Annotated in this window: 24 protein-coding genes and 3 tRNA genes; 12 read left to right on the forward strand and 15 right to left on the reverse strand. The window is 54.4% G+C overall.

The genetic code is table 11. The annotated features are described in order from the left end of the window. Positions 1-13: 13 nt before the first annotated feature. The 7 genes from IB237_RS06395 to IB237_RS06425 form a co-directional block, all read right to left on the reverse strand. Positions 14-1,072 (reverse strand): PQQ-binding-like beta-propeller repeat protein, encoded by a 1,059-nt coding sequence (locus IB237_RS06395; protein ID WP_192487720.1) that lies wholly within the window; start codon positions 1,070-1,072, stop codon positions 14-16. Positions 1,073-1,261: 189 nt separating this feature from the next. After that, a tRNA-Glu gene (locus tag IB237_RS06400) sits at positions 1,262-1,336 on the reverse strand. 223 nt (positions 1,337-1,559) lie between these two features. Next, positions 1,560-1,634: transfer RNA gene (locus tag IB237_RS06405), tRNA-Glu, on the reverse strand. Between the two features lie 237 nt (positions 1,635-1,871). Then, complete coding sequence (locus tag IB237_RS06410) at positions 1,872-2,645, reverse strand: amino acid ABC transporter ATP-binding protein (RefSeq protein ID WP_275641007.1); 774 nt, start codon at positions 2,643-2,645, stop codon at positions 1,872-1,874. A gap of 11 nt (positions 2,646-2,656) precedes the next feature. Next, positions 2,657-3,814 (reverse strand): amino acid ABC transporter permease, encoded by a 1,158-nt coding sequence (locus tag IB237_RS06415; protein ID WP_192487721.1) that lies wholly within the window; start codon positions 3,812-3,814, stop codon positions 2,657-2,659. Between the two features lie 4 nt (positions 3,815-3,818). Then, a complete protein-coding gene (locus IB237_RS06420) occupies positions 3,819-5,012 on the reverse strand; it encodes an amino acid ABC transporter permease (RefSeq protein ID WP_192487722.1) in 1,194 nt (397 codons plus the stop codon). An 87-nt stretch (positions 5,013-5,099) separates the two neighbouring features. Next, positions 5,100-6,125: an amino acid ABC transporter substrate-binding protein gene (locus tag IB237_RS06425; protein ID WP_192487723.1), complete on the reverse strand. Its 1,026-nt coding sequence runs from the start codon at positions 6,123-6,125 to the stop codon at positions 5,100-5,102. 337 nt (positions 6,126-6,462) lie between these two features. Between IB237_RS06425 and IB237_RS06430 the strand changes: the two genes are divergently transcribed. Next, complete coding sequence (locus IB237_RS06430; protein WP_192487724.1) at positions 6,463-7,650, forward strand: cystathionine beta-lyase; 1,188 nt, start codon at positions 6,463-6,465, stop codon at positions 7,648-7,650. Positions 7,651-7,753: 103 nt separating this feature from the next. Here the strand turns inward: IB237_RS06430 and IB237_RS06435 are convergent, their stop codons facing one another. Both IB237_RS06435 and IB237_RS06440 read right to left on the reverse strand, forming a co-directional pair. After that, the gene (locus IB237_RS06435; protein ID WP_192487725.1) at positions 7,754-8,920 is read right to left on the reverse strand and encodes an FAD-dependent monooxygenase; all 1,167 of its coding nucleotides are present in this window, start codon (positions 8,918-8,920) and stop codon (positions 7,754-7,756) included. Between the two features lie 31 nt (positions 8,921-8,951). Continuing rightward, the gene (locus IB237_RS06440) at positions 8,952-9,200 is read right to left on the reverse strand and encodes a zinc-finger domain-containing protein (protein ID WP_192487726.1); all 249 of its coding nucleotides are present in this window, start codon (positions 9,198-9,200) and stop codon (positions 8,952-8,954) included. Positions 9,201-9,353: 153 nt separating this feature from the next. Between IB237_RS06440 and IB237_RS06445 the strand changes: the two genes are divergently transcribed. The 3 genes from IB237_RS06445 (at position 9,354) to IB237_RS26260 (ending at position 11,510) form a co-directional block, all read left to right on the forward strand. Beyond that, positions 9,354-10,142 (forward strand): alpha/beta fold hydrolase, encoded by a 789-nt coding sequence (locus IB237_RS06445; protein ID WP_192487727.1) that lies wholly within the window; start codon positions 9,354-9,356, stop codon positions 10,140-10,142. A 209-nt stretch (positions 10,143-10,351) separates the two neighbouring features. Beyond that, positions 10,352-11,176 carry a serine O-acetyltransferase gene (gene cysE / locus IB237_RS06450; RefSeq protein WP_192487728.1) on the forward strand — a complete coding sequence of 275 codons (825 nt, stop codon included), beginning with the start codon at positions 10,352-10,354 and terminating at the stop codon, positions 11,174-11,176. Positions 11,177-11,306: 130 nt separating this feature from the next. Next, complete coding sequence (locus IB237_RS26260; RefSeq protein ID WP_192487729.1) at positions 11,307-11,510, forward strand: DUF3126 family protein; 204 nt, start codon at positions 11,307-11,309, stop codon at positions 11,508-11,510. 94 nt (positions 11,511-11,604) lie between these two features. On the opposite strand, the gene IB237_RS06460 is transcribed toward IB237_RS26260, so the two are convergent. Then, complete coding sequence (locus IB237_RS06460) at positions 11,605-12,477, reverse strand: ATP-binding protein (protein ID WP_192487730.1); 873 nt, start codon at positions 12,475-12,477, stop codon at positions 11,605-11,607. A 207-nt stretch (positions 12,478-12,684) separates the two neighbouring features. Here IB237_RS06460 and yajC point away from each other — a divergent pair, with 207 nt between their 5' ends. The 5 genes from yajC to IB237_RS06485 all read left to right on the forward strand — a co-directional run bounded on the left by yajC (position 12,685) and on the right by IB237_RS06485 (position 17,500). Next, complete coding sequence (gene yajC / locus IB237_RS06465) at positions 12,685-13,032, forward strand: preprotein translocase subunit YajC (protein WP_192487731.1); 348 nt, start codon at positions 12,685-12,687, stop codon at positions 13,030-13,032. Between the two features lie 58 nt (positions 13,033-13,090). Continuing rightward, positions 13,091-15,643: a protein translocase subunit SecDF gene (gene secDF, locus IB237_RS06470; RefSeq protein ID WP_192487732.1), complete on the forward strand. Its 2,553-nt coding sequence runs from the start codon at positions 13,091-13,093 to the stop codon at positions 15,641-15,643. Between the two features lie 10 nt (positions 15,644-15,653). Next, positions 15,654-16,043, forward strand: a complete 390-nt coding sequence (locus IB237_RS06475; RefSeq protein ID WP_192487733.1) for an Mth938-like domain-containing protein — start codon at positions 15,654-15,656, stop codon at positions 16,041-16,043. 70 nt (positions 16,044-16,113) lie between these two features. Further along, on the forward strand, positions 16,114-16,923 hold the full coding sequence (locus tag IB237_RS06480) for a phytoene/squalene synthase family protein (RefSeq protein WP_192487895.1): 810 nt from the start codon (positions 16,114-16,116) through the stop codon (positions 16,921-16,923). Positions 16,924-17,005: 82 nt separating this feature from the next. Then, positions 17,006-17,500, forward strand: a complete 495-nt coding sequence (locus IB237_RS06485) for a hypothetical protein (RefSeq protein ID WP_246787657.1) — start codon at positions 17,006-17,008, stop codon at positions 17,498-17,500. 21 nt (positions 17,501-17,521) lie between these two features. Here the strand turns inward: IB237_RS06485 and trmFO are convergent, their stop codons facing one another. The 3 genes from trmFO to IB237_RS06500 all read right to left on the reverse strand — a co-directional run bounded on the left by trmFO (position 17,522) and on the right by IB237_RS06500 (position 19,849). Further along, complete coding sequence (trmFO, locus tag IB237_RS06490) at positions 17,522-18,973, reverse strand: methylenetetrahydrofolate--tRNA-(uracil(54)-C(5))-methyltransferase (FADH(2)-oxidizing) TrmFO (RefSeq protein WP_192487734.1); 1,452 nt, start codon at positions 18,971-18,973, stop codon at positions 17,522-17,524. A 279-nt stretch (positions 18,974-19,252) separates the two neighbouring features. Beyond that, a complete protein-coding gene (locus IB237_RS06495) occupies positions 19,253-19,396 on the reverse strand; it encodes a DUF1127 domain-containing protein (protein ID WP_192487735.1) in 144 nt (47 codons plus the stop codon). A 306-nt stretch (positions 19,397-19,702) separates the two neighbouring features. Next, entirely contained in the window at positions 19,703-19,849 is a 147-nt protein-coding gene (locus IB237_RS06500) for a DUF1127 domain-containing protein (RefSeq protein WP_192487896.1), read from the reverse strand. Positions 19,850-20,630: 781 nt separating this feature from the next. Here IB237_RS06500 and IB237_RS06505 point away from each other — a divergent pair. The 3 genes from IB237_RS06505 to IB237_RS06515 all read left to right on the forward strand — a co-directional run bounded on the left by IB237_RS06505 (position 20,631) and on the right by IB237_RS06515 (position 23,434). Then, a tRNA-Leu gene (locus IB237_RS06505) sits at positions 20,631-20,715 on the forward strand. 189 nt (positions 20,716-20,904) lie between these two features. Then, positions 20,905-22,326, forward strand: coding sequence for a trigger factor (tig, locus tag IB237_RS06510; protein WP_192487736.1), 1,422 nt, complete (start codon positions 20,905-20,907; stop codon positions 22,324-22,326). 475 nt (positions 22,327-22,801) lie between these two features. Further along, positions 22,802-23,434 carry a hypothetical protein gene (locus tag IB237_RS06515; protein ID WP_371815257.1) on the forward strand — a complete coding sequence of 211 codons (633 nt, stop codon included), beginning with the start codon at positions 22,802-22,804 and terminating at the stop codon, positions 23,432-23,434. Between the two features lie 20 nt (positions 23,435-23,454). On the opposite strand, the gene sthA is transcribed toward IB237_RS06515, so the two are convergent. Next, the gene (gene sthA / locus IB237_RS06520) at positions 23,455-24,861 is read right to left on the reverse strand and encodes a Si-specific NAD(P)(+) transhydrogenase (protein ID WP_192487738.1); all 1,407 of its coding nucleotides are present in this window, start codon (positions 24,859-24,861) and stop codon (positions 23,455-23,457) included. Positions 24,862-25,153: 292 nt separating this feature from the next. Continuing rightward, positions 25,154-25,690, reverse strand: coding sequence for a DUF1003 domain-containing protein (locus IB237_RS06525; RefSeq protein ID WP_192487739.1), 537 nt, complete (start codon positions 25,688-25,690; stop codon positions 25,154-25,156). Positions 25,691-25,705: the final 15 nt, after the last annotated feature.

Below are 25,705 nucleotides of genomic sequence, written 5' to 3' on the forward strand. Positions count from 1 at the left end.
AGTTCTGAAATGCTCAGTGTTGGTAGAGTTCAACCGTGCGACCGGTGGCAACTGCAAGCAAGTTGTATTCAGCGACCAATCCGCCGCCTTTGCATTTGCCATCACCCACACCAAAAGTCGGCGTTGTGATCGTGCCGTCAATATCCATGCCGACAATCTGCCCTTTGTCATCAAGTACGAAAATTTGTCCTTGATGATACAGCGGCTGGCCGACGATCTCGCCTGGTAACGGCTGGCTCCAGACCGCCTCGAGTCGCGCCTTTTTAAACAGCAACCCTTTCTTTTCCAGCGACGCAACACGGATCGTGCTGTTGTCGTCACCAGCAATGATGCGATTGCCGACAACCAGTGGACCTGACGTGATCGCCGTGCCCTCAGGAATGGCCAGAGATGCCTTCAGGGCGCCATTGGCAGGGTCGTAGAGGTGGATGGCATTGCGGGCGCCCCAGACCAGCAGGCCGTCCACAATGGCGGCATTGAAGTGATACTGATCCGCTGTCGTTGACCACAACCTGTTGCCTGACTGCTGGTCGATGCACAGCAGATGCACGGTCGATTCTCCGAACTTGGCGCCGGAAACAATTGCCGTGTGGAAGATCTTGCCGTCATGCGCCAGAAACCGGTAGGCGTGACCTCCGGTGTCATGGGACCAGAGGACGTCGCCAGTCGCTTTATCGAGACACCAGGTCTTCTGGCTGCCGCCACCGGTTTCGGCAATGAAGATACGATCCCCGCTCAGAACAGGCACATTGACATTGCGTGTGCCAAAGGCGCTGGTCCACAGCGTGCTGCCATCAGGCGCATAGGCGTGAACCGCGCCGGCGAAGCTGGCAACATAGATATTGCCATGATTATCAATCAGCGGTTCCGTCGCCACATGGTCGATCGTGTGTCGCCACACCTCACGCCCGTCGGTTTTTGAGAGGGCGATGACACTGCTCTCGAAGAAGCTCTTTTTGTCGTAATGAAAAACGCCGACAACCTGGTCCTTGCCAATAACAGGCGTGCGGGCCGAGACATTGCGCTCCTTGGGCAGCGCATAATTCCAAATCATCGTCCAACCGGTGTTCATGGCCAAACCTTCTGGATGAAAATGGTTCGATGGTGTCAAAGGGAAATAGCAACAAAGCGCAAGGTTGTGTACCCGCTAAAGCCACGCTGAGGGCAGGGTATGGCTTGCGCATGTCAGCGCATGGCAAAACGAACAAGCGACGTTGTCGCTGTGGCGTTTTTTATCATGATGTAGGGGAGAGAAGCACAGTGGTACGCCCTAGGGGAGTCGAACCCCTCTTTTCAGAATGAAAATCTGACGTCCTAACCGATAGACGAAGGGCGCGTACGCTGTGTTGGCGCCCTTATAGTCAGAGGTTTGATTTCCCGCAAGCACCAAATTGCATTTTTTTGCGTTTCGGCTGTGGAAAATTGCATTTTTTTCCAGTTGGCCTTTTAGGTGAGGGGATTGCTGTAAATATCTGAAAATGTCGGCATAAATCGACATGCAGAAAGATCGTTCCCGAGGCGGGAATGATGCAGTTTTTCAATTTAGGGGAGGATCACAGTGGTACGCCCTAGGGGAGTCGAACCCCTCTTTTCAGAATGAAAATCTGACGTCCTAACCGATAGACGAAGGGCGCATACGCTGTGTTGGCGCCCTTATAATCAGAGGTTTTATTTCCTGCAAGCGCCAATTTTCGTTTTTTGCAAAAAAATGACAATGCCGATGATTTTATTGTTCAGGTTTTGTAATTGTTGTTTTAAATCAGTGGCTTGTTGTTTTTCTGTCGCTCTGCGGTGACATTTAGTCGGGTATGTATAACGGCCATCTGGGCATAAAAAATGGGGCCGAAGCCCCATTTTTCCGTTTTCGATTCCTAGTGAAGAATCTGGCTGAGGAACAATTTTGTTCGCTCGTGCTGCGGATTGTCGAAGAACTCCTGCGGGGAGTTTTCTTCGACGATCTGGCCCTGGTCCATGAAGATAACCCGGTTTGCCACCTGGCGTGCAAAACCCATTTCGTGGGTTACGCACAGCATGGTCATGCCTTCTTCGGCAAGGCCCACCATCGTATCGAGAACTTCTTTCACCATTTCCGGGTCGAGCGCCGATGTCGGCTCATCGAACAGCAGGATTTTTGGCTTCATGCACAGCGAGCGGGCAATCGCCACGCGCTGCTGCTGACCGCCGGAAAGCTGGCCCGGATATTTGTGAGCCTGTTCAGGGATCTTCACGCGCTCCAGGAAGTGCATGGCAATCGCTTCAGCTTCTTTCTTTGGGGTCTTGCGAACCCAGATCGGTGCCAGCGTGCAGTTTTCAAGGATTGTCAGGTGAGGGAACAGGTTGAAGTGCTGGAACACCATGCCCACTTCGCGACGAACCTCATCGATCTTCTTCAGATCGTTGGTCAGTTCGATGCCATCCACCACAATGCTGCCCGACTGGTGTTCTTCCAGACGGTTGATGCAGCGGATCATTGTCGACTTGCCCGAGCCGGAAGGCCCGGCAATGACGATACGCTCACCGCGCATGACCTTGAGGTTGATATCGCGAAGCACGTGGAAATCGCCATACCATTTGTTCATGCCAACGATTTCGATAGCGACGTCGGTATCAGAAACCGTCATTTTTTGTGTTTGGGGTCCTGCCATGAGTGTTTCCCTTATCTTTTATGTCCGGTGTCGAGGTGTCTTTCCATAAAGGCAGAGTAACGCGACATGCCGAAGCAGAATATCCAGAAGATGAAGCCTGCGAAAATCAGGCCGGTCAATGGTGTTACCGGGGTAATCCACGTCGCATCGCGGAAATTGAGCTGCACAATACCCAGCAGGTCGAACATGCCAATGATCGATACCAGAGAGGTGTCCTTGAACAGGCCAATGAACGTGTTGACGATGCCGGGAATAACCAGCTTGATTGCCTGCGGCAGGATGATCAGCCGCGTGGTCTGCCAGTAGCCGAGACCGAGTGAATCGGCACCTTCAAACTGGCCTTTTGGAATGGCCTGCAAACCACCGCGAATAACTTCCGCCATGTAGGCAGATGCAAACAGCGCAACGCCGACGAGTGCACGCAGGAAGTTGTCGATTGTCCATCCGGTTGGCAAAAACAGCGGCAGCATGACGTTTGCCATGAACAGAACGGTGATCAGCGGCACGCCACGGATGATTTCGATGAAGCCGACGCACAATGTCTTGATGGCAGGCATTTTCGATTTTCTGCCAAGTGCCAACAGAATGCCGAGCGGCAGTGACACCGCAATGCCGACGAAGGACAAAATGAGCGTGACCATCAGGCCACCCCAAAGAGGTGTGTCTACGCGCTGCAGGCCGAAAGCACCGCCATGCAGAAGGTAGAAGGCAACCACTGGGAAGATGATGAACATCAGGACGGCGTTGATTGTCTTGCCAGGGATCTTTGGAATGAGCAGCGGCACCAGCAATGCAATGAGCATGACTGTTACCAGTAGCGGACGCCATCTTTCATCAAGCGGATAACGGCCGAACATGAACTGCGCAAAGCGGTCCTCGACAAATGCCCAGCAGGCACCGGTCCAGCCTTCCGGCTGAATGCCACCCTGGACGACGGTGGCACACACGGAACGGTCAGAGCCGACCCATGATGCCTTGATGAACAACCAGTCGATGGCCGGTGGTACGATAGCCAGGATGATGGCGACCGCAATGAGCGTCAAAATCACGTCTTTGGGGCCGGAGAACAGATTTTTCCGCAACCATGCAACAGCGCTTTTTTCGTCCTTTGGGGGAGGTGCCGCGCCAACCATGGCGGTGCGGACATATTCTACGTTTCTTGTGCTCATCAGCTTATCTCTCCACCAATGCCATCTTGGCGTTGAACCAGTTCATGAAGAGCGATGTGATGATGCTGATCGACAGATAGACAATCATCCAGATCGACACAACTTCGACGGCCTGACCGGTCTGGTTCAGGGTCGTTCCGCCGGTGGACACCAGATCGGGATAACCGATGGCGACACCCAGCGAAGAGTTCTTCGTAAGGTTGAGATATTGGCTGGTAAGCGGCGGAATGATGATGCGCATGGCCTGCGGCACAACGATAAGACGGGTGGTCTTGCTGGATTTCATGCCAAGCGCGGTCGATGCTTCCGTCTGTCCCTTCGGAACGCCGCGAATACCGGAACGAATGGTTTCGGCAATGAAGGCGGCGGTATAGAAGGAGAGGGCCAGATAAAGCGCGAAAAACTCCGGCAGAACAGTGCTGCCACCCCTGATGTTGAAGCCACCGGCAACAGGTACGTCGAAAGTCAGCGGCGCACCGGCAACCAGAAACGCCAATAGCGGCAGCCCAATCAGGATGCCGAGGCCGGCGCGGAAGATCGGGAAGGTCTGACCGGTTTTCATCTGGCGTTTTGTCGCCCATTTGGACAAGGCCACAACGGCAATGATCGCAACCGGAATGGAGATTGCGAAAATCAGCGAACCTTCGCCCCAAACAGGTCTTGGAATAGAAAGACCACGGTTGTTGAGGAAGATGCCAAACGGCAGATCGTAGGAATCTCTGACATTGGGAAGCAGGCGCAAGACGCCCGTGTACCAGAAGAAGATAACCAGAAGCGGTGGGATATTGCGGAACACCTCGACGTAAACCGTGCAAATCTTGGCGATCAGCCAGTTGTTGGACAGACGCCCGACACCGACGATGAAGCCAATGATTGTTGCGGTGATAATACCGGTTATCGCAACGACTAGTGTGTTGAGGAATCCGACGACCAGCGCCCGGCCATAGGTGGAATCGCTGGAATAAGCGATCAGCGTGTCACCAATGTCAAAACCAGCGCGGCTATTCAGAAAGCCGTAGCCAGACGCCGTGTTGGAACGTGCGAGGTTGGTCGCCACGTTGTTGGCAATAAACCACACGACGGCAACGAAGATGATGATGGTAACGATTTGAAAGAAGATTGAACGGACTAACGGATCATAAAGGAGTGAACCGGAGGATCTGTTGCCGGAAGACGCAATTGTAGCGTTATCTGCCATGTTTGCCCTATCCCCATGTGGCCATGTTGGCCATCTTGTTATTGTAAAAGGCAAGGCGGGTTTAAGCCGCCTTGCCGTTGACGAGGATTAGCGAATTGGTGGTGCGTACTGCAGGCCACCCTTTGTCCAAAGGGCATTCTGGCCACGCTGGATTTTCAGCGGAGAAGATTCGCCGAGGTTGGCCTCGAAGATATCACCGTAGTTACCCAGTGCCTTGACGATGTTGTAGGCCCAGTCATTGGTCAGGCCAAGGTCGGTACCAATCTTCGAATCAGTTTCCGTGCCAAGGAAACGCTTGATATCCGGGTTGGTGGTGCTTGCCTTGATTTCATCGACATTGGCTTTGGTGATGCCGAATTCTTCAGCCTGAACCAGTGCGTAATGGCTCCAGGAAACGATATCGAACCACTGGTCGTCACCCTGACGAACGGCTGGTCCAAGTGGCTCCTTGGAAATGATTTCAGGCAGAACAAGATGGTCATCCGGGTTTGGAAGACCAAGACGAACGGAATAAAGACCGGACTGGTCGGTGGTGTAAACGTCGCAACGGCCAGCGGCGTAAGCAGCGTTCACTTCTTCGAACTTTTCAAACACGACTGGCTTGTATTCGAGGTTGTTGGCCTTGAAGTAGTCGGCAAGGTTAAGTTCGGTCGTTGTACCGGACTGTACGCAAACGGCCGCACCGGAAAGCTCAAGTGCCGATTTTACGTTGAGGCTCTTAGGAACCATGAAGCCCTGGCCGTCGTAATAGTTGACGGTACGGAAGTTGAAGCCAAGTGCGGTGTCGCGGCTGATGGTCCAGGTGGTGTTACGGAACAGAACGTCGCCTTCACCGGACTGCAGAGCCGGGAAACGTGTCTGACCTGTTGTTGGTGTAAACTTCACCTTTGTCGGATCGTTAAAGACCGCGACTGCCACAGCGCGGCAAAAATCGATGTCGAAACCTGTCCAGTTACCGCTGGCATCCGGCGAAGCAAAACCCGGAAGACCTGTGTTCACGACGCATTGTACAAAGCCCTTGGCCTTTACGTCATCAAGTGTTGCGGCCGAAGCCACCGAACCTGCACCCAGCGCAGCTGTGCCGATAATGGCCGACAGAATTGCCTTTTTCATATTTTCCCAACCTTTGTTTATTATTTAATCGATTTAGAAAGGGCGAATACAATTATTTTCTTGTATTTCTCCCCCTCCGCATCACCTCCCGGTGCGCTCTTGCATCACAATCATAATTGCCTTCATGGTCAAGTCTTGGGAGAAATAAAATTGCCTAAAAAAGAGATTTTTCAGTTTGATGACTGTGAATGAAGCAATTGTATAAATTATAGGCGGTGAGTGGGCAAAAATATCGCGTTGCAACCGCCATCTTTAAAACGTTTCTTCTGAGGGTTGACCTGTTCGCTGCGGCCTAGCATGTTCACTGCACTAGATATCAGTGAGTGTTTATCCCGAAATGACAAACAAAAATCTTCTGCTTTCCGGTGCGGGCGACAATACGCGTCTGGCACATCTCGGAAATGATCCATCCGATTATTATGGCTTTGTAAATCCGCCTGTTGTGCGTGCCTCAACCGTGCTTTTCCCTGACGCGCAGGCCATGGCAGACGGCAAGCAGAAATACACTTACGGTACGCATGGCACACCGACCACGGATGCGCTTTGTGAAGCTATTAACGAGCTGGATGGTGCAGCGGGCACCATATTGGTGCCATCGGGTCTGGCAGCGATTACTGTGCCGTTCCTGGCCTATCTGTCGCCGGGTGATCACGCATTGATTGTTGATTCGGTCTATTTCCCGACCCGTCGTTTCTGCAACACCATGCTCAAACGCATGGGTGTAGAGGTCGATTATTATGATCCGCTGGTGGGCGCTGGCATCGAAGCTCTGATCAAGCCAAATACCAAGCTGGTGCATCTGGAAGCGCCAGGTTCCAACACCTTTGAAATGCAGGAAGTGTCGGTCATTTCGGCCATTGCCCACAAACATGGCTGCGTCGTTACCATGGACAATACCTGGGCGACGCCGCTCTATTTCAAGCCGCTCGACCACGGCGTTGATATTACCATGCAGGCGGCGACCAAATATCCGTCAGGCCATTCCGACCTGCTGATGGGCTTTGTGTCGGCCAACAAGGAACATTGGGACACGCTCAACGAAGCCAACATGTTGCTTGGCCTGTGTGCGGCACCGGATGATTCCTACCAGATGCTACGCGGCCTGCGCACCATGGGCGTGCGCCTTGAGCGCCATCAACAGAGCGCACTTGCCATTGCTGAATGGCTTGAGGGCAGGGACGATGTGGCCAGTGTGCTGCATCCGGCCCTGCCAAGCTTCCCCGGCCATGAAATCTGGAAACGCGATTTCAAGGGCGCAAGCGGCGTGTTCTCCTTCGTGCTGAAGGCTGGCGCAGATGAATTCAAGGCCAAGTCACACGCATTCCTCAATGCGCTGAGACTGTTCGGTCTTGGGTATTCCTGGGGTGGTTATGAAAGCCTGGCCGTGCCGGTTGGCCTGTCTGACCGCGTGATTGCCAAGGCACCTGAGGGCGGTCCTGTTATCCGCCTGCAGATCGGCCTTGAAGATGTCGCTGATATCCGCAAGGATCTTGAAGCCGGTTTCAAGGCGGCAAGCGCCGTCTGAATTGACGACCTTCGTAAGTTTTAAAGAGCGCCGCCATCAATGGTGGCGCTTTTTTATTCTGAGGGATGCATGAAAACACCAGAGACAAAGCCGCGTCTCTCCTTCATCCCTTGGCGTGGTAGCCATAAAGCCAGTCAAGGTCTGCTGCAAAAGATTGCGCCGGACGGACGGCAAACAGCAGGTCACGTCCAAGTTTGAACGGGCCGCTGGCATGGTAGGCAAACCGGTTCATCTGCGCCCGCTTGCGTGCCTTGTTGATGCGCGGCACGCGCAGGCTTTCAAACGCCGCCAATCCCTGAGGCAGGGTTGCCGCTGACATCACCTGACCGGCAAGTTCAAAGGCGTCCTCGATGGCCATCGCCGCACCCTGCGCCGCAAATGGCATCATCGCATGGGCGGAATCACCAATCAGCACCGTGTTCTGGCCATTGTGCCAGCAGCCTTCGCTCAATTGGTAAAGTGGCCAAAAATTGCCGTTTTCGGTCTTGGTCAGCAATTCTCTGATAGACGGGTGCCAGTCACGGAACTGCTCAAACAGCATTTCTTTCTGGTGGCCGGTCGATTCTGCCTTCCATGTCTGGCCTGGATCGGCACCGATGGAAATCGCCACGACGTTAAAGGCTGAAACCTCTTTCAGCGGATAGGCGACAATGTGACCCTTGGGACCTAGGAATGCCTTGACCGACTGCTTTTGCAAGAAGGACGGCGCCACATCATCATGGATTGTAAACCGCCATGCGACATTGCCTGAAAAACTGGGCGAGGGGCTTTCCGGAACCGAGTAGCGGGCGCTCGACCAGACGCCATCTGCGCCGATGATCAGATCATGATCGGCAAAAGTGATGGCGGAGATATCTGCCGTGCGCACGGTTTCAATGCGTTTGCCCAGATGCAGATGACAAAGCGGATTTTTCAAAACCGCACCCAGAAGCGCCTGCTGCAGGGTTGAGCGGTGCAGAACTCCGTAAGGTGCCCCCCAGCGTGCACGCGCCAACTGCCGCATGGGCAATGACATCAGGGTTTTCAGGGATTGGCCGGAGGTCAGGTCGATGGTTTCAGGTTCGACCCACAGCGGCTCGATATTGGCCAGCACATCCAGCTCGGACAAAATGCGAGAGGCATTGGGGGATATTTGCAGCCCGGCGCCCACCTCCGTCAGGTGATGGGCCTGTTCGATGATATGCGAACTTACGCCGTGCCGGGCAAAAGAAAGAGCGGCGGTCAAACCGGCAATGCCGGCACCGACAATAGCGACAGATTTTACGGGCATAAATGCACCGATCAGAAAGAGAGGAAAGCGGTCAGGCTGCCTTCACATGAAAAACACAGCCCGGTGGATTTGTCTGCTCGGCCTTGAGCGTTGGGTTGTAACGGAAAAGGGTCGAGCAATAGGAACAGACCTTTTCGTTGTCATCGCCCATATCGATGAAAATATGCGGATGATCGAAAGGAACGGAAGCGCCCGTGCACATGAATTCCTTGACACCGATTTCGATCATCGGGTGACCGCCATCGTTCTGGAAGTGAGGAATAGTGTGATGACCGGCCATGCGGATCTCCAAATGCTTTATGTAGATTGAAACCTTGACTGCTTTGGCATGACATCTAGCGATAAATGAAGTCAACCTCCACAGAAATCGAAACATATCAGGGTTCAACCTTCAGGATTCATGACATAAGGTCGGCCAAAAAGGATGTCTTTGATGAATCTCAATACCCCCGATTTTTCTTTTTATCAGCGCGATGGCCTGAAGCTGGCCTATTTCGATGAGGGCGACCCGGCGGGCGAGCCGGTTCTGCTCATCCACGGCTTTGCATCGACAGCCAGTGTAAACTGGGTGCATCCCGGCTGGTTGAAGACATTGGGAACCGCCGGTTACCGGGTGATTGCCATTGATAATCGTGGCCACGGCCAAAGCGATAAACCGCATGATTCCGAGGCCTATTACCCGCCGATCATGGCGGAAGACGCCATTGGCCTGCTCAACCATCTCGGCATTTCCGAAGCGCATGTCATGGGCTACTCCATGGGCGCGCGTATCTCCGCCTTTCTGGCGCTGGCCCACCCGGAGCGCGTGCGCTCGCTGGTGTTTGGCGGCCTTGGCATCAATCTCTGCAATGGTGTCGGCGATTGGGACCCGATTGCCGAGGCGCTTCTGGCACCTTCGCTTGACGGCGTTACCCACGAGCGTGGCCGCATGTTCCGCATGTTTGCCGACCAGACCAAAAGCGATCGCCTTGCGCTCGCTGCCTGTATTGCCACCAATCGCATTCTGGTCAGCCGCGAAGATGCTGCCCGGATCGACATGCCCTGTCTGATAGCTGTAGGAACCAAGGATGATATTGCCGGTTCACCACAGGAATTGGCCGACATCATGCCCAATGCCACCGCACTCGACATTCCCGGTCGCGATCATATGCTGGCGGTGGGTGACAGGGTGTTCAAGGCAGCCGTGCTGGAGTTTTATGCTGGTCTTACCAACAATGCCTGAGCGGTCATGAGCCCGATATTGTCCTGGGTTTATGGTCAGATGAAATGACTTTAAGGCGCTGTGATACCGCTTGCCGGACGGGCCGCGCCTTAAAAGTAGAAATGTTATGCTGGAGACGCGCCGATGGCTTGATATGCCATTGCGCTCACCCATTTCTATCCGAAACATTTTTCGGTATAAGAAATGTTCTAAGGTAAAAGGAGACCATTATGGTCGTGCGCAATGAAGTTCGCCAACTTGAACAGGTGGCCGTTGTCGATCCCATCTGGGGCAGCCTTCTTAACGAAGCGCGCAGTGCCGCTTCGCAGGATCCATTGCTGGCTGCATTTTTCTATTCGACAATTCTCAACCATCCTTCGCTCGAAGCGTCCGTCATTTACCGCATATGTGAGCTCCTTGATCACCCTGACATGCAGGCCGTTCTGCTGCGTCAGACCTTTGATGAAATGTTGAAGGACTGGCCGGAATGGGGCACCATTCTGCGCGTTGATATTCAGGCGGTTTATGACCGCGATCCTGCTTGCACGCGCTTCATGGAGCCGGTGCTGTATTTCAAGGGTTTCCACGCCATCCAGACACACCGCCTGGCACACTGGCTGTTGAAAAAGGGTCGCAAGGATTTTGCGCTTTATCTGCAAAGCCGTGCCTCGGTGGTTTTCCAGACGGACATCAACCCGGCCGCACAAATTGGCCGTGGTATCTTCCTTGACCATGCCACCGGTCTGGTGGTCGGTGAAACCGCCGTCATCGGTGATAATGTCTCCATTCTGCATGGTGTCACGCTGGGTGGTACAGGCAAGGAAGGCGCAGACCGCCATCCGAAAATCCGCAGCGGCGTGATGATTGGTGCCGGCGCAAAAATCCTAGGCAATATCGAAATTGGCAGCTGCTCGCGCATTGCTGCTGGTTCTGTCGTGCTGAAGCCGGTGCCGCCAAAGAGCACCGTGGCAGGCGTGCCAGCCAGGGTGATAGGAGAGGCCGGGTGTACCGAGCCATCGCGTATAATGGACCAGGTCATCGGCGCGGATATCTGATCCGCGTGTCTGCAATCATAGGTGCAATCGACGTGCATTTTTGATGCGCAAGAACACTTTTTGCGGACTTTACTTTGACCTTTGTCCCATGCCACAAGCGGCGCAAAGCGAACTGCACAGGAGATAGAGTGTGAAAACCGAAGAGATCAAAAAGCTCGACGCTTATTTCAAGCGCACCTTCAATCCGGAGATGGCGGTCAAGGCCCGTCCTCGTAAGGATGACTCGGCTGAAGTCTATCTCGGCGAAGAGTTTCTGGGCGTTGTCTATGTCGACGATGAAGATGGCGATCTGTCCTATAACTTCTCGATGGCCATTCTCGACGTCGATCTCTGATTGAGATTTGCACCAACTGTTGGGTGCCCAATAAAAAACCTCCGGTCATGCCGGAGGTTTTTTCGTTTCGGGTGATGATTGGAGCTAGAGCGGATTATTTCGTCAACGGTTTTCTCAACCGTCCGGCCAGATCCTGAATATATTGCCACGCAACACGGCCGGAACGACCGCCACGGGTGGTTGCCCATTCCAGTGCTTCTGCCTTCAATGTGTCCTCGTCGATGCCAAGTTCGAAATGTTCGGCGTAGGAATTGATCATCGTTAGATAGTCTTCCTGATTGCACTTGTGGAAACCGAGCCACAGGCCGAAGCGGTCCGACAGCGACACCTTTTCCTCAACCGCTTCCCCCGGATTAATGGCGGTGGACTGTTCGTTTTCCATCATGTTGCGCGGCAACAGGTGGCGGCGGTTTGAGGTGGCGTAAAACAGTACATTGTCTGGACGGCCTTCAATGCCACCATCCAGCGCTGCCTTCAGCGACTTGTAGGCGGTGTCGTCATGGTCAAAGGACAGGTCGTCACAGAACACGATGATGCGGTGATCCTGATCTTTCATCAGGCTCATCAGCGCGGGCAGGGTAGAAATGTCTTCCCTGTGCACCTCAACCAGCTTCAGGGAAACGCCGGTTGCGTTGCGCACATCTTCGTGAACAGCTTTGACCAGCGAGGACTTGCCCATGCCGCGCGCACCCCACAAAAGTACGTTGTTGGCGGGAAAACCTTCGGCAAAGCGCAGTGTGTTTTCATGCAGAATGTCGCGCACATGGTCGACACCGCGGATCAGCTGCAAGGCAATGCGGTTGGGGCGCGGTACTGGCTGCAATGACTTGTTTTCTGCCGACCATACGAAACAGTCTGCCGCACTCCAGTCGTTCTTGGCAGGCGCTGGGCCCGCCAGCCGCTCGACAGCATCGGTAAGCCGGCGAATTTCGTTGAGGAGGAGTGCAGTCGTCTGATCTTGGGTCATTATAGGTCTCACGCTGTTTAATGCAGGCGTTTTAAGGGGATATTAAGGTTCGGTAGCATGGCGTTTCGATGCTCGAAAGGTTATGAGGTGCTGAATCGGTACGCAGCATGTCCCATGTCTGTTGCATTCGTGGCGATCACAACTATATTCCGGCGGCTTGAAGCCGGGTGGGCGGAATTGTTTGCCCGTGAATATGAGGAGTTTTATATGTTAGTTACTGAAGCATTCGCCCAGGATGGAGCTGCTGCTGCTACCGGGTTCGGTTCCGGCCTTGAAATGCTGTTCCTGTTCGCACCGCTGATGGTCGTCTGGTATTTCTTCCTCATCCGCCCGCAGCGCGCGCAGATGAAAAAGCGTCAGGAAACACTGACTGCTATTCGTCGTGGCGACCAGGTTGTTCTTGGTGGCGGCATCACCGGCAAGGTGACCAAGGTTATCGACGACGCTGAAATTGAAGTCGAAATCGCTGAAGGCGTAAAGATCCGTGCACTGCGCACCTACATCGCTGAAGTTCGGGTCAAGGGCGAGCCGGTTAAAACCGAAACCGCTTCCTGATTTTTGACGCAGAGGGAAGGCGATACCGCCTCCCGACACCAACCTGGTCGAGACCTCTATGCTTTATTTTTCCCGTTGGAAAACCGTTTTTATCTGGCTTTCAGTCGCGATAAGCGCGTTTATTGCTTCCTCTAACCTGTTTTCCGAAGAACAGCTGCAGGGCATGCCCTCATGGTATTCGGACAACAAGGTTACACTTGGTCTCGATTTGCAGGGTGGTTCTCACATCATGCTCAAGATCGAGCGTTCCGACATTGTCAAGGAACGTCTTGAGACGATTGTGGGGGATGTTCGCACGCAGCTGCGTGACAAGAACGTTCGTTATTCCGGCCTTTCCGGTACCGGCCAGATTGTTCAGGTACGCATCACCGATCCGGCGCAGATTGACGCCGCAAAGGAAGCCTTGCGTGACCTGACCTTGCCTGTGTCTGCCGGCACGCTGGTCGGTGGCTCCGTCACCGAAGTCAGCATGAGCGATGATGGCAACGGCCTGCTGCGCCTGAGCCTGACGGATGACGGCATCAACTACCGTCTGTCGTCGGCTGTGTCGCAGTCGATCGAAGTTGTCCGTCGCCGCGTTGACGAACTGGGCACCACAGAGCCTCTGATCCAGCGTCAGGGCGATGACCGTATTATCGTTCAGGTTCCTGGCCTCCAGGATCCGCAGCGCCTGAAGTCGCTGCTCAACCAGACCGCCAAGCTCTCTTTCCACATGGTTGATACAACCATGCCAATCCAGGAAGCGATGAACGGCCGTCCACCTGCAACATCGCAGGTCATGTATTCGAATGATGATCCGCCAGTTCCATATCTCATTGAACGTCGTGCGCTCGTTTCGGGTGAAAACCTTGTTGACGCGCAGGCCAGCTTTAACCAGCAGAACAATGAGCCTGTTGTTACCTTCCGTTTTGACAGCCGTGGCGCACAGCGTTTCGCCCAGGCAACCCAGCAGAATGTTGGCCGTCCGTTTGCCATCGTTCTTGACGATCAGGTCATTTCCGCACCTGTGATCCGCGAACCGATCATCGGTGGTTCCGGCCAGATCTCCGGTAACTTCTCGGTACAGGGTGCCAACGATCTTGCCGTGCTGCTGCGCGCCGGTGCCTTGCCTGCAACGCTGACTGTTGTGGAAGAGCGTACCGTTGGTCCAAGCCTCGGTGCAGACTCCATCAATGCCGGTCTTTACGCCAGTGCCATCGGTGCCGTCGGCGTTCTGATCTTCATGGTGGTGTTCTACGGCTTCTTTGGTGTGCTCGCCAACATTGCTCTGATCGTCAACGTCGTCATGCTGCTGGCCCTTCTCAGTATCATCGGATCAACCCTAACCCTACCGGGTATAGCGGGTATCGTGTTGACCATCGGTATGGCGGTGGACTCCAACGTTCTGATCTATGAGCGAATAAGAGAAGAAGTCAGAAGCGGAAAACCGCTTATCCAGTCTCTCGACCAAGGCTTTACGCGCGCTTTCGCGACCATTATCGACGCCAACCTGACGACCCTGATTGTTGCTGGCGTTCTGTTCTACATGGGTACCGGCCCGGTTCGCGGCTTTGCCGTCACGCTCGGTATCGGTATCATCACCACCGTCTTCACCGCCTATACCCTGACCGCATGGATGTTTGGCGTGTGGGTCCGTCGTTCGCGTCCAAAGCACCTGCCAAAGGGTGTGCGTACGGCCATCTTCGACGGACGTGACTACCCGTTCATGGCCATTCGTCGCTACATTTTCATGTTTACGACCGTTTTGCTCATCGTCTGCGTTGGCGGCTTCGTGACCAAGGGTCTGAACCTCGGCATCGATTTCCAGGGCGGCTCGATCATCGAAATCAAGGCCAAGCAGGGTGAGGCGGATCTCGCTGATATCCGTGAACGCCTGAACGAGCTTAACCTCGGTGAAATCCAGGCGCAGGGCTTCGGCTCGCCACAGGACGCTCTCATTCGCATCCAGGCGCAGGAAGGCGGCGAAAATGCCGAGCAGTCTGCCATCACCCTGGTTCGTGGCGCGCTTGAGGACAATTACGACTTCCGTCGTGTTGAAGTGGTGGGACCTGCCGTTTCCGGCGACCTGACCTTCACCTCGACGATCGGTATCCTGATCGCCATGTTCGCAACCATGATCTATATCTGGGTGCGGTTCGAATGGCAGTTCGCGCTCGGCGCCATCATATCGATGGCCCACGACGTGATATTGACCATCGGCATGTTCGTGTACTTCGGGCTGGAATTCAACCTGACCAGTATCGCGGCGGTGTTGACCATCATGGGTTACTCACTGAACGATACGGTGGTTATCTACGACCGAATTCGCGAAAACCTCAGGCGTTATAAAAAGATGCCGCTACCGGTGCTGATCGATGCGTCTTTGAACCAGACATTGTCCAGAACGATCCTGACCGGTCTGACTGTTCTTCTGGCACTGGCTTCGCTCTACCTGTTCGGTGGTGAGGTTATACGCTCCTTCACCTTTGCCATGTTGTTCGGTGTTCTTATCGGTGTGTTCTCATCGGTTTACATCGCTGCACCGATCCTCATCCTCTTCAACCTTCGCCCAGATTCGAAGGCCGACGAGGAGAGCGATGGCAAGGCAACCGCCCTCACTGGCAAGGCCTAGGGGCTGAACCATGGCAGGTGGCATTGAAATACGCCCGGCCCATTTTCCCGGCCGGGCCCCGATAGATGCTTATGGCAATGGCGGTTTCCGCTTTGCCGAGATGTCACACCGCGGTTCGCTGCTGTGCCTGCCATCCGGCATCCACGGGTGGAATGCCACCGACCCGAAAAACCTGACGGTGGACCTGTTCGAAAAAGTTTTCGAGCAGGCCGCCGAAATCGAGTTCCTGCTTTTGGGAACCGGTGAGGGGATGCTGCTTTTGCCGAAAGAGCTGAGAGCAGCGTTCCGTGAAGCCGGTATTTCCGTCGACAGCATGAGCACCGGCGCTGCCGTCAGAACCTATAATATCATGTTGTCCGAAGACCGGGCTGTCGCCGCTGCATTCATCGCGGTGGACTGACACGAGACTGTCCGGCAATGGGGAGCATTCTGGCGTGAGCACTCAGGATACAGGCGCAATCTGCCTTAACATGTTGCGGGATCTCGACCGTGACAGATATCTGGCATGTCTGTTATCGCCAGAAGACAAGCGCCCCGCACTGGCTGCCCTTTATGCCTTCAATGCCGAAATTGCCCGCATCCGTGACGCGGTGAGAGAGCCGCTGCCCGGCGAAGTGCGCATGCAGTGGTGGCGCGATCTCCTGGAAGGCAACGCGCATGGCGACAGCCAGGCAAACCCGGTTGCTGCCGGCCTTATGGATTGTGTGGAGAAATACCGCCTGCCGCGTCCAACGCTGATCAACCTGCTCGAAGCGCGTATCTTCGATCTCTACGACGACCCGTTTGAAGACCGCAATGCGCTTGAGGGATATGCCGGTGAAACGGCATCCGCAATCATTCAGCTGGCAAGCCTCATTCTCGATCCGCAGGCCGCAGCCGGCAGTGCCGATGCCGCAGGCCATGCAGGCGTGGCGCAGGCGATGGCCGGAATGATGTTGCTGGCACCGCTGCACCGCCGTCGCGGACAGGTCTATATCCCCGTTGATATTCTCTCAGCCACCGGTCTTAACCGCGAGGCATTCCTTGCTGGTGAAGACAAGGACCGCATTACTGCGGCCATCGATATCTTCTGTGCAATTGCGCTTGATCATCTTGGCCATGCTCGCAAGACCAAAGTCGATGCGGCCTGTTTCCCCGCCTACCTGCCAGTGGCCATGACCGAGACGGTATTGAAGAGTGCGAAGAAGGCTGGCGCCTCTCTCTTTGAGGCTGACATTCAGCCGTCTCTGGTGCGTCGCCAATGGCTGATGACCAAATCTGTTTTCCTGAAGCGTTTTTGACAGACGGTAAAATTCGCACAAGCCTCGCAGTGTAGGAACATCTCGCTGCAGTCGGGCGTTTGTCCTGAAAAGGAGAAATAGAATGAATTTGATCGTCGGGGCCATACTTGGCGCTGTGCTTGTCGTTCTGGGGTACTACATCACCCGGATGCGTCGTGCCACGGATGATGACAACAGTCATGATACGGGCCAAGCGATCATTGATTTCTCGCGGGCATTCCCCACTGAAGCAATCAGAAGCCTGCATATGACCAAAAACGGTAAAGCTGTTTTTGTCCGGCTTCATGACAACAAGGCCGGCTTCATGCGCAACATGGGCTCGCACTACGCCTGCATGCTGATTGCACCGGGGTCATTGCGCATTGAACATTTGCCGACAGGCGATGGCTTTGCCATTCAGTTTGCCGACGCTCCAAAGCATAGCGGCGAGTTTCGCTTCCCGTCGGCCAGTGAAGCGGCTGATGTTTCCTTGTGGCTGCTCGGCAGCTTTGTCGAAGAAGAAAAGAAACATCCGATTGAAGAGGATGCCGCACCGGCCATCAGGCACGACACGGCAGAACCTTCTCCATCGGTATAATTCAGCTGTTTTGAGACGCGGTTACTCTGCCGCGTCCACTTCCGGTGATGGTGCAAACACCGGCGCTTCGACGCCCAGCCACTCGGCGCAATCGCGCAGCGCTCTGGCAGCCATCAACTGACGCTTCATGATCGTCTTGTCCTTGCCTCTAAAGCGCTTGACGCCTTCAGGCTTGACGATCGAACCCGGTTCCAGTTCCGGGAACAGGCCAAAATTGACATTCATTGGCTGGAATGAACGTTTGCCCGGCTCATCATCGGATGCAAGATGGCCGCCGGTAATGTGGTTGAGCAGAGAGCCAAGTGCCGTGGTTGCCGGTGGTAGGCTTGGTGTCTCGCCCTTGCGTTCTGCAGCCGTGAAGCGACCAACCAGAAGGCCGATCGAGGCGCTTTCCACATAACCTTCGCAGCCAGTGATCTGACCGGCGAAACGCAGACCCGGACGGGATTTTAGCGTCAGAGAGGGGTCGAGCAGGCGCGGGGAATCGATATAGGTGTTGCGGTGCAGCCCGCCCAGACGGGCAAACTCGGCATTCTCAAGGCCCGGGATCATGCGGAACACTTCCGCCTGCGCGCCATATTTCAGCTTGGTCTGGAAACCGACCATATTGTAGAGCGTGCCGAGCGCATTGTCCTGACGCAACTGCACAACGGCATAGGCCTTGACGGTCGGGTTATGGGCGTTGGTCAGGCCCATCGGTTTCATCGGGCCGTGACGCAGGGTCTCGCGACCGCGTTCAGCCATGATTTCGATTGGCAGGCAGCCGTCGAAATAGGGTGTGCCTTCCCATTCCTTGAAACCAACCGTGTCGCCGGCAATCAGCGCATCGATGAAGGCATGGTACTGCTCTTCATTCATCGGGCAGTTGATGTAATCCTTGCCCGTGCCGCCAGGTCCAACCTTGTCGTAACGCGACTGGTACCAGCAGATATCCATGTTGATGCTGTCGCGGTGCACGATCGGTGCAATGGCGTCAAAGAAGGCAAGCGCGTCTTCGCCGGTTTCAGCCTGAATGGCAGCGGCCAGATCAGGCGAGGTCAGCGGACCGGTGGCAATGATCGCCAGATCCCATTCCGTCGGCGGCAGGCCACTAATTTCCTCGCGCACGATGGTGATCAGCGGATGCGCTTCAAGCTCTTTGGTGACCGCTTCGGCAAAGCCATCGCGGTCAACCGCCAATGCGCCACCGGCCGGAACCTGATTCTTGTCAGCGCAGGACATGATGAGAGAGCCGGCGAGGCGCATTTCCGCATGGATGACGCCAACCGCATTGGCTGTCGCATCATCGGAGCGGAAGGAATTGGAGCAAACCAGTTCTGCAAGGCTGTCACCCTTGTGAGCATCCGTACCGCGAACGCCGCGCATCTCATGCAGGATAACAGGAACTCCGCTTTGGGCGATCTGCCAAGCAGCTTCCGAACCGGCAAGTCCGCCACCGATGACGTGAATGGGAGAATATTTGTTATCTTGCATCACATACTCACAAAACGCCGCTCAAACATTGTCGCGGGTAAAGCCTTCATTGGGGGATTATTTGAAAAAGCTCCCAAGAGTTTTTGAGTATCGCATCTCTCGTTTGACAGTGCGCTTATCCAGCAACCTTGTTTGATGAGCATTTGCCCATTGCACTATCATGGGGAGGGCAGGCTTCCAATAGGAAGCACAAAAAGAAAACGGCGCCAGATGGCGCCGTATCCTTTAGGTTTTCCGTCAAGGGTCCGCTGGGGAGGTCATCCAGCGAGCGCGCTTTGATTAACGGAAAGAGCGTGCAGCAACGTTGCGAATGTCGTGGCGGGTAAGGCCAATGTCATTCAGTGCCTGGTTGGAGAGACCACCAAGTTCGTTAAGTGTACGACGGTAGCTGATCCAGTTTTTTGCAATGCGAATCGGGTTCATGGGTGTTTCCTCAAACTTCTGATCTTGTGACCGGGGCAGAGGTTTCTGCTCTCTCGGTGTTGAGGGTCTTATATATACAACCTGCTATGTTGTGGAGTGCATTAAATAGGCGACTGCCATGCAAATGTGCAGTGAGTTGGCTAAGAAAGCGGCCGTGCCTGTTATTTAGGCTGCGATGTCTGCCTATTGGGCATGATGCAGACAAAAGAAAAAGGCCGCAAGCTTTTTCAAGCTTCGGCCTTTTTAGGTGCTATTCGACAGAACCTCTTGGGATGGTTTGCCGACTAGCGAAGTCAGTGGCTAGTATTAGTAGCCAACTGCTGTGCGTGCTACGCGGCGGATGTCGCCACGGCCAATGCCCAGGTCGTTCAGTTCGCGGTCGGTCATGCGAGCGAGTTCTGTAACGGTCTGTCTGTACTTGCGCCAGTTGTTAAGCGAGCGAGTGATGTTCATGATCGTGATCCTTTTGATCTCTGTTGTGGTGCTCTGCAGTGTTTTTTGCTGCACCCGTTTTCTGAAGCTGAATATAGCGATTTCAGCGAAAACAAACAGAAACAAGAATAGATGACACCTATGCGTCAAATGCACGGCTAGGGCGCCCTGCGACCCGTTTTGGTGAAATAAAAAGCTTATTTTTGATGCAGAAGCGATTTGAAGCGGCATTTTTGGGTGATTTTCACCAGCGGTGCGCCGTGAATGCTTAGCAAAACGTAAATTTAAATCGATCTGGAAGCGCTGATACAGCTGTTGAAGTGCCAAATGTCGGAGGTGGGGCAAATAGATGGCAGACATGTGTCGAGTGCATGTCTTTTGGGCTGCGGCAGATATCTCAGTGCATCGTTGTGTCTATGGCGATTTGACGGCTTGGGTTGTGCAGTTTGCGAGGGTTTGGCTGCATTGAAATGCGGGTAGGGGACGACCTCTGCTGGTCGGACGTCTTTGTCTGGGCCGGCGTATATATAATGAGTCGCCACGCGTCTTGTCATGCGAGGGGCAACAGGATGCTCCATGTGTCGCAATCGGCAGGAAATGTCCCTTAGCTGGCTTAAAAGATGTGTGACCCTGCTGCGATCATTCTCTATTTACGCCGGGAATGGCGGGATATTGCAGATAGCTGCTGGATGACGACGAATAACTGTCATTTTTCCTTTGAACTCCTGAAAACGGATGATATAGAGACGCGCGCTCCGGAAGGCCTCATGTGCCAGATGTTGTTTATGCAGGATTCAAGAGCGCGGGTATGGCGGAATTGGTAGACGCACCAGATTTAGGTTCTGGCGACGAGAGTTGTGGGGGTTCGAGTCCCTCTACCCGCACCATCTGAATCGCTTAAGAAGAATGTGTGAAGCTTCTTGCTTCGCCGCTTCTTTGGCTCAAGCGCAGTTTTTGCTCGGCAAAAAGTTTGTGCATGAAGTATATATAGCCACGTCCGGTTTTAGTTTCCGGCGTCGTGCTCAAAGTAACCAACGGCTGTCTGAGCACTGCCGCCATGATGTGAAGGTACGAAAATGCAGGTTATCGAAACGCTCGCTGAAGGGCTGAAGCGCGAAATCAAAGTAGTTATTCCGGCTGACGACATGAAGTCTCGCCTCAATGAGCGTCTTGCTGACGCCAAGGACAAGGTCCGTCTGAACGGCTTCCGTCCGGGCAAGGTTCCTGCTGCACACCTGAAGAAGGTATACGGCAAGTCGATCATGGCTGAGCTGGTCAACGACCTGATCCGTCAGAAGCCTTCTGAAATCCTGACCGGCCGTGGTGAAAAGTCTGCAACGCAGCCTTCCATCGCGATGACCGAAGACGAAGCAGAAGCCGACAAGATCCTGAACGGCGAAGCTGATCTCGAATTCACACTGACCTACGAAGTCATTCCTGCCATTGAGCTGAAGTCCAACGACGGCATCAAGGTTACCCGCGAAGTTGTTGAAGTCTCTGAAGACGAAGTCAACGAGCAGATCCTCAAGGTTGCTGAGAGCGCCCGCTCTTACGAAACCAAGAAGGGCAAGGCTGCTGACGGCGACCGCGTGACCATGAACTACCTCGGCAAGGTCGACGGCGTTGCTTTTGACGGCGGCGCTGCTGAAGATGCTGAACTGGTTCTCGGTTCTGGCCGTTTCATTCCTGGCTTCGAAGACCAGCTCGTTGGCGTCAAGGCTGGCGACGAAAAGACCATCACCGTTACGTTCCCTGCTGATTACCCAGCTGCAAACCTTGCTGGCAAGGAAGCTGCCTTTGACATCACCGTCAAGGAAGTTGCTGCCGCTGCTGCTGTTGAAATCAACGACGAACTGGCTTCCAAGCTCGGTCTCGAATCGGCTGAAAAGCTGAAGGAAATCGTTCGTGGCCAGATCGAAAGCCAGTACAGCAACGTAACCCGCCAGAAGGTAAAGCGTCAGATCCTTGACCAGCTGGACGAAATGTACAAGTTCGACACGCCAGCTGGCCTGGTTGATGCCGAGTTCGACAACATCTGGCGCCAGATCAACACCGATCTTGCACAGTCTGGCAAGACCTTTGCTGACGAAGACACCACGGAAGAAGAAGCACGCGAAGAATACCGCAAGCTTGCTGAGCGCCGCGTTCGTCTCGGCCTCGTTCTCTCCGAAATCGGCGAGAAGGCAAATGTTGAAGTGAGCGAAGAAGAAATGCAGCGCGCGCTGTTCCAGCAGCTGCAGCAGTTCCCTGGCCAGCAGAAGGAAATCCTTGATTTCTTCCGCAACACCCCAGGCGCTTCCGCTTCGCTGCGTGCTCCGATCTTCGAAGAGAAGGTCATCGACAAGCTGCTCGGCGAAATCTCTGTAACGGACAAGACCGTTTCCAAGGAAGAACTGCTGGCTGACGATGCTGAAGAAGCATCCGAGACCAAGAAGAAGGCTCCGGCAAAGAAGAAGGCTGCTCCTAAGAAGAAGGCAGCTGAAGGCGACGCCGAGTAATCCTTTTCATCCACCGGATGACCAATTTAAAAAGGCCGTAGCACCCGCTACGGCCTTTTTCTTTTGCCATAACAGGAAAATTGCCACTTTCACCTGTAGTTTCGACTATTCGCAATTGCAAAAATATCACGCTGCATAGCAAACAAAAATGTGAACGCCTTTCACTCTTGTTCATCTCCCGTTCATCTGGCACCCTTGGGTCATCGTTATCGAGTCACGTCTGAGAGATGTGGGTGAGGGATGACGTACTGCCGATAGTCGGCGGTTGGCGAAGGTCTGCTCGTCGCAGCATGGCTTTTGCGCGTGGTGCCGGATGCGTTCCGCACTCAGTAGCGTCGATGTGAACCAGATATGGTTCGTTGTGGGTCGATGCCAATATTCAACGGGTTTTGCGTCATGGCACTGCGTGAAGACGCATGTCTGGCGCCCTGAGGTGATTGAGGGCAGACTGATGTATGCAAAAACCAGCCAGCGTATGTTTCTGGCAATTGTCATGCTGGTTCTTTCTCCGTCCCTGTCATTGGCAGATGAGCGTGGATTGATCTGGAACCCGGTGAAGAACTCGGACCGGTCCTACACGACAAGGATTGGTGCCAGGTTGCCGACCGACACGCCCATTCGTGGCGGGTTGGAAATGGGCGTGAACGCGTCCAAGGGGGGCGCGATCGTTGATTCCCCGGTGCGCCTGTGGGGCAATCTCACGCTGTTGTCAGAGAATCTGCCTGGTGTGTCGATGGCGCGTGATATCGGCGTGCTGATGAATGCGCTGACCGGTTCGGGCAGCGTTACAATGACGTCCTCGCAAAAGCGCATCGTCACGTCCGAGCTGGACGTGGAAACCAACAGGAACTTCACTGTGCGGTATGATGGTTCGGCCCGCCAATGGGGTGGGGTGAATGTGTCGCAATCGCTGCGACTGACGCGCTCGGAAACCGGGACCAGCTTCGTGCTGACCGGCAATAGCAAGGATACGTTTTCTGAATTCAGTTCGGATGTGGCGCTTGAGCAGCGTCTGGGTGACAATATCACTGTAACCGGAACGCTGAGGCAGGGTTATGAAGATCACTTCCGCCCGGCCATCAGCGCCCGTTACAAAATCAGTTGGTAGTGACGTAAGGCGAGTGCGCCTTACGTTTCTTTTTTCAGTTCACCCATACGGTTCCATGCGTCGAGGCCGGCAATCTTGTAGGCTTCGGCAAGGGTAGGGTAGTTGAAGGTATTTTCGACGAAATATTCGACGGTGCCTTTGAGGTTGAGAACCGCCTGGCCGATATGCACCAGCTCGGTTGCACCTTCACCGACAATATGAACGCCAAGCAGGCGGCGTGTCTTCAGCGAGAAGATCATCTTCAACAAGCCGGTATCGAGACCCATGATATGGCCGCGCGATGTTTCGCGAAAATGCGCAATGCCGCATTCATAGGGAATGCCACGTTCTGTGACTTCCTCTTCGGTCAGGCCGCAGGTGGAAATCTCTGGAACAGCGTAGATGCCGTAAGGGAAAAACTGCGGTGGTTCGCTGGTCGGTGCACCAACCGCGTGGCGCGCGGCAATACGGCCCTGTTCCATTGAGGTTGATGCGAGGCTTGGAAAGCCGATTACGTCACCGGCCGCATAGATGTTGGGAACCGAGGTCTGGAATGTCTCGGGGTCCACCTTAAGGCGGCCGCGACTGTCAGCCTCAAGGCCGCACGCGGCAAGGTTAAGCGTGTCGGTCGCGCCAACACGACCCGCAGCAAACAGCACAGTTTCCGCCTGCAGAACACGGCCGTTGCCAAGTGTCACCTTGCACTTGCCGTTTTCTTCGCGCTCGATCTTTTCCGCCTTCTGGCCGAAGATCAGCTTCATGTTGCGGTCGCGCAGCTGGTAGGCAAAGTCTTCGACAATTTCCTTATCGATGAATTCAAGCATGGTGTCACGCGGTTCAACTACGGTCACCTGGGTGTCGAGCGCGCTGAAAATCGTGGCATATTCAATTCCGATAACGCCGGCGCCAATCACGATCATCGAGCGGGGCAGTTCCTTGATTTCAAGGATTTCGTCGCTGTCGAGAATGGCATCATGGTCAAAGGGCACATGTGGCGGACGGTAGGGCCGAGTGCCTATAGCCAGCAGAATCGAAGTACCAGTGACTTTCTGCACTTCGCCATCACTCTTCACAACCTCAAGCGTGTTGGCATCAATGAAGGTTGCCATGCCGCGCAGATGCTGCACACGGTTTCTGGCAAACTGATGCTCCAGAACTTCGACTTCATGGTCGAGTGTGATGAGAAGACGGCGGCGAAGATCTTCGGCGTTGATTTCCTGTTTGACACGGTATGAGCGGCCGTAAAAACCGCGCTCACGCCAGCCAGTCAGGTTCAAGGCTGTCTCACGAAGCGTCTTGGAAGGAATGGTGCCAGTGTGCACCGAAACGCCGCCCACGCGTGAACCTTTTTCGATAACCAGAACTTTCTTTTCCAGTTTTGCTGCCTGAATAGCGGCGCGACGTCCTGCCGGGCCACTACCGACAACGATGAGATCGTATTGATTCATGCAAAGCCTCGAAACGATGAACTTCTAAAGATAACGGTATTCCCGTTTAATGAATGGCTTCCGGTGGAGATGTCATGATGCCATCCGCGTCAGGCGATAAACCGAATCCGCCTGCCATTGCTGCGCCAACAGTGCACTGCAACAATTGCCTGCGTCAATCTGTAGCGTACGAGTCTGACGGATTCGTAACTGAATGGCCGTTTTGCGAAAATAAATATCGTGGCGTTACAAACCGCTAGGGAGACGGACTGCGTCGTCCGGAGACACTTGCGAGCCACCTGCTTACGGTCACTTACTGTTTCTGTAGGTTTGACAGCTGTTCACGAATGCCCGCCATATCTTCGCGCAATGCTGCCAGTTCCGCCAGCACCTTCATGTCGATCTTCTGGTGCAGGGCAAACACTTCCAGCTCGGCCTTCAGGTTGACCTCATAATCCTTGGCCGCCTCAAACCTGTCACGGGTCGTCTGCCGGTTTTGCGACATCATGATGATCGGTGCCTGAATGGCTGCCAGCATCGACAGGATGAGATTGAGGAACACGAAGGGGTAGGGGTCGAAGGCATCCGAGGTCAATACGATGACGTTGATCACAGCCCAGGCAATCAGGAAGGCTAGAAAAGTGAGGATGAAGCCCCATGATCCGCCCACTCTGGCGATCGAGTCGGCCAGACGTTCCCCGAATGATGTTTCGGCCGAAAAGGCCGCATTGGTGTCCGTACTGACAAATTCCCGGTTTTTCGCGATTTCGAGAACACGCTTCTCGACATCTCCAATGTCTTTTTTGGAGCTTTTGAAACGCGAAACAATGGCTTCATGAATATGGGACACAATATCTCTCCGTCA

Origin of the sequence: Agrobacterium sp. AGB01, from assembly GCF_014851585.1 — a bacterium.
GTDB lineage: Bacteria > Pseudomonadota > Alphaproteobacteria > Rhizobiales > Rhizobiaceae > Agrobacterium.